Consider the following 3,718-nt stretch of genomic DNA (forward strand, 5'->3'; position numbering starts at 1 on the left):
CATAAACGATTATCTCGTAACAGCCGCTCTTTGTTGATCATTTCAAACCTTTATTCTCTAAGTTAAACCTCTTTTTATTCTCAATAGCGTGACAAAAAATGCAAGTCTCTATTCAGCAACTAGTTTAATGACTCAACCCGTACCTGTTCAGGTTCAATTTCATAGCTCGCTTCACGTGCCAAAATGATCAATTTATGCATCACATCTTGCCCAGAAAGATCAATTCGTGGATCTGGCTCGGTTAAGCCTTGCTGCCAAGCTTGCTCAACCAATTGATTAAACGGTACCGTGCCATCGAATTGTAAAAATAACCAAGATAAGGTACCAGAAAAAACACCACTAATAGAAAGGATATTATCACCACTCTCTTTTAAATCACGGACAGTATAATTTATTGGTAATCCCGCCCCGACTGTCGCGTTATACAACCAGTATCGGCCTGTTTTTGCAAAAGCATCACGGATCTGACGGTAGTCATCGCTCGCCAGAGCGCCGGGTATCTTATTAGCACTGATTAGATGAAAACCGTAACTCGCAAAATTAAGATAGCTTTTGGCTAATAAGTCACTGGCTGTTATATCCAGTACAACCAGATCATCAAACGGATGATCTCGCATCCAAAGAAAAAGCGCTTCATCTTGATGGATTGTGGCTTCATGATCAAAAAAAGCTAATACTCTACTTGGATCGATGCCCTCATAATTTAATAAGCTACGGCAACTATCGACTACACCTGCCAGAATAAATTCAAAATCACTACGAGCGGAAATCGTTTTTTGCTCGGTAGCAAATAATTCCAGCCAGCGAGAACCAATATTACCTTTACCAAACAGAACCAAGCCAATACGTTTTTCCGCCCGAAATAAGCTCTGGTGTAATCCCTGAACCAAATGTGATGTTTGAGTCGTGCGCAAAACAGCAACCAGGCTTATTTCTTCTTCAGAATGCCAAATAAATTCAACTGGTTGATCTTTTAATTGTTGATAGAAACGATGACTATGCAGGGGATTTTTACCAACGCCCGCCCCGACAATTGCCACTAAAGAAAAATGATCACGTAACGATAATTTTTCTACTACCACCATCTCCTTTAATAGCGCTAGAGCACTAGCAGCAACTTCAGAGGTATAACATAGCTGGATCAATTTTCGATCTGGATGTAAACCAGTCGCTAATGGCCGCAATTGATTTCGCTTTAGCAATAAATCGATATCTTTATAGATTTGGCTAAAATTTTGCTGAGTTGCCACGATTAATTCGACCAGACAAACATCATCATGGCTGGTAACAATTTTGACACCCGTACCTGATGCCAAAACACGCTCTATTTTTGTCGAACCCTGCTCAGGCTGATAACTGCATCTAAGTTGTAAATCAATATTAGTGACTGAAATTGGCTGTAAGGTGCGAGTATGAAGCACTGGTGCCGCTAAACGCGCTAATTCACTAGCTTCATCAAGGCGTAATAGTGGCAGTAAACAAGCATCTTTGACTTTGCGTGGATCAGCACTGTATACACCCGCAACATCACTCCAGATAGTTACTTTATTAACCTCCGCTAACGCCCCCACTTGGGTTGCTGAATAATCACTACCATTCCGCCCTAGTAATACCGTTTTACCTTGTTTACTTTGGGCAATAAAACCCGTTACTACCAACCGTTTATTGGCATGTTGTTGCAAAAGCTGTTGTAATAATGGGCGTGATAGGGTTTCATCTACTTGGGGTTGAGCAGCAAACTCTGCACGCAAGAAAAGCCGTGCATCTAACCAATGACTAGCCAAACCGAATTCTTCTAATACCGCAGACATCAAACGCGCAGACCAAATTTCTCCATGGCCAACAATTTCTGCATAAATATCAGCATGAATTGGTTTATCTACTAACGTGCTTAAACGATCAAGCTCAGCTAAAAAAGCCGACTTTACTATCTGTGCTTTTTTGTCAGGTAATAGCCCAATTATAAGATCTTGTTGATAACGGCGAATTGCCTGCTGTACCTGATTGGCTAAAACACTATCTGTTTGACTTAATTTCAGCCAATCAATTAACTGATTGGTTGTTGTTCCTGCCGCAGATACCACCATTAAATCACCTGGCTGGCTATAATTTGCCATGATATTAGCGACTCGCTGATAACATTTCACATCAGCCAAACTACTACCACCAAATTTATGTAATTGACGATGGTGATATTTTACTGCTCTCGCTGTCACTGCATTCATGATCAAAAGTTACCTCTTCGCTACTAGCTGAAACGCATTACCTAAATCTTCAATAACTACTGAAAAACTGTAAGCGTCGTTAAATCCGCACATTTTTTTACTTCTTCTAATTTGCCATCATGTTCATCTCTAAAAATTGAGGAGAAATATCAGATGGGAGTTTACCGTACAGATGATGAATGGCGAGCCATCATTGAAGCTCAGCAATGTTCTGGATTAAATCCAACTCAGTATTGTCGTCAGAATAGGATTACCCGCAGCGCATTCTACAATGCAAAAAAGCGGCTTTATCCTGTGGAAGAACAGCCCACGCATTTTATTCACGCCATGGCGCCGAATGCTATTATGACCTCCGGGGATGAAAAGTTGACGACTAAAATCTCCACGATAGAGAAGGCACAAACGCATTCGATTATCACCCTGGAGCTGTCTCACTGTACGTTACGGCTGACAAGCGGAATTTCGCCGTGTTGGCTGGCAACCTTCATTCGCGAGATGGCACCATGAAGATGTTTGTCGAAGTGCCGGCCATTTACCTCTATTCAGGTCATGTCGACTTTCGTAAAAGTATCAACGGCCTGTTGCTGATTATCGAGCAGGATATGGCACATTCCCCTTTCGATGAGGCCCTGTTCGTCTTCTGCAACCGACATCGTGACAAGGTAAAAGCCCTTTACTGGGATAAAACCGGTTTCTGTCTCTGGTACAAACGCCTGGAGCAAGATTTTTTCCGTTGGCCTGCTGCCAGTCAAAAAACCTTACAATTGACCGAAGAACAGTGGTACTGGTTGCTCGCTGGTGTCGACCTGGCTAAAATGCGCCTGCACCAACCACTCAACTGCAGGATAGCCAGTTAAATTTTGCGGAGGATTTTGCCGCGGCATGGTAAAGTCACGTCATGAATATCTCGATAGATAACTTACCCAACGATATCAATTTGCTAAAACAGATTATCGTTGATTTTCAGCGCGAAAATCTTCATTGGCAGGAAAAATACCAAATTCTGCTGGAAGAGTTGAATCTTTGCCGCCGAAAACGCTTTGGGCGCAGCGCCGAGCCGCTTTCCCCGCAGGGTGAGGTTTTTAACGAAGCTGAAGTTGAGGCGCATCGACCCGACGGGGCGCCCAGCGATGACGAAGCCTGTGAAACCCAATTATCTGACGTCAATGATAGTATTACGGACGATGCCGTCCCGGATGCAACTGTTCCTTCGCCTGCAAAAAAACGCCGCCCACGACTCCCACCCCATCTGCCGCGTAGGGAAATTATTATTCACCTACCGTCCGGGGAGCAGGCGTGTGATTGCTGCCATCAGCCGATGCACGTGATGGGTGGAGAAGTGCGTGAAGAGCTTGAGTTTATACCCGCTCACGTGCAAGTTACCCGTTATATCCGTGAAAAATACGGCTGTCGATACTGTGAGCAACATGGCACAGAAGGTAGTGTAAAGGTAGCCCCTCCGCCGCCGGCGCTTATCCCTAAGAGTTACGCCA

Annotated in this window: 3 protein-coding genes and 1 pseudogene; 3 read left to right on the forward strand and 1 reads right to left on the reverse strand. The window is 43.8% G+C overall.

Going from position 1 to position 3,718, the window contains the following annotated elements; genetic code table 11:
• Positions 1–125: 125 nt before the first annotated feature.
• A pseudogene (locus tag CBG25_RS04810) lies at positions 126–2,225 on the reverse strand (bifunctional aspartate kinase/homoserine dehydrogenase II); the annotation flags it as partial.
• A 153-nt stretch (positions 2,226–2,378) separates the two neighbouring features.
• On the opposite strand from CBG25_RS04810, the gene CBG25_RS04815 reads away from it, so the two are divergent.
• From CBG25_RS04815 to CBG25_RS04825, 3 genes are all read left to right on the forward strand, one after another.
• Positions 2,379–2,732, forward strand: a complete 354-nt coding sequence (locus tag CBG25_RS04815; RefSeq protein WP_290604953.1) for a hypothetical protein — start codon at positions 2,379–2,381, stop codon at positions 2,730–2,732.
• Positions 2,729–3,082, forward strand: coding sequence for an IS66 family insertion sequence element accessory protein TnpB (tnpB, locus tag CBG25_RS04820; RefSeq protein ID WP_290604955.1), 354 nt, complete (start codon positions 2,729–2,731; stop codon positions 3,080–3,082). Before CBG25_RS04815 ends, tnpB begins: the two co-directional genes overlap by 4 nt.
• Positions 3,083–3,123: 41 nt before the next feature.
• A partial coding sequence (locus tag CBG25_RS04825; protein ID WP_290604957.1) for an IS66 family transposase zinc-finger binding domain-containing protein occupies positions 3,124–3,718 on the forward strand: 595 nt, incomplete at its 3' end.

Source organism: Arsenophonus sp. ENCA (assembly GCF_002287155.1).
Taxonomy (GTDB): domain Bacteria; phylum Pseudomonadota; class Gammaproteobacteria; order Enterobacterales; family Enterobacteriaceae; genus Arsenophonus; species Arsenophonus nilaparvatae.

Coding starts and splice junctions, on each gene's coding strand:
- tnpB (WP_290604955.1), top strand. CDS start 2,729: ATGAAGATGTTTGTCGAAGTGCCGGCCATTTACCTCTATTCAGGTCAT.
- CBG25_RS04815 (WP_290604953.1), top strand. CDS start 2,379: ATGGGAGTTTACCGTACAGATGATGAATGGCGAGCCATCATTGAAGCT.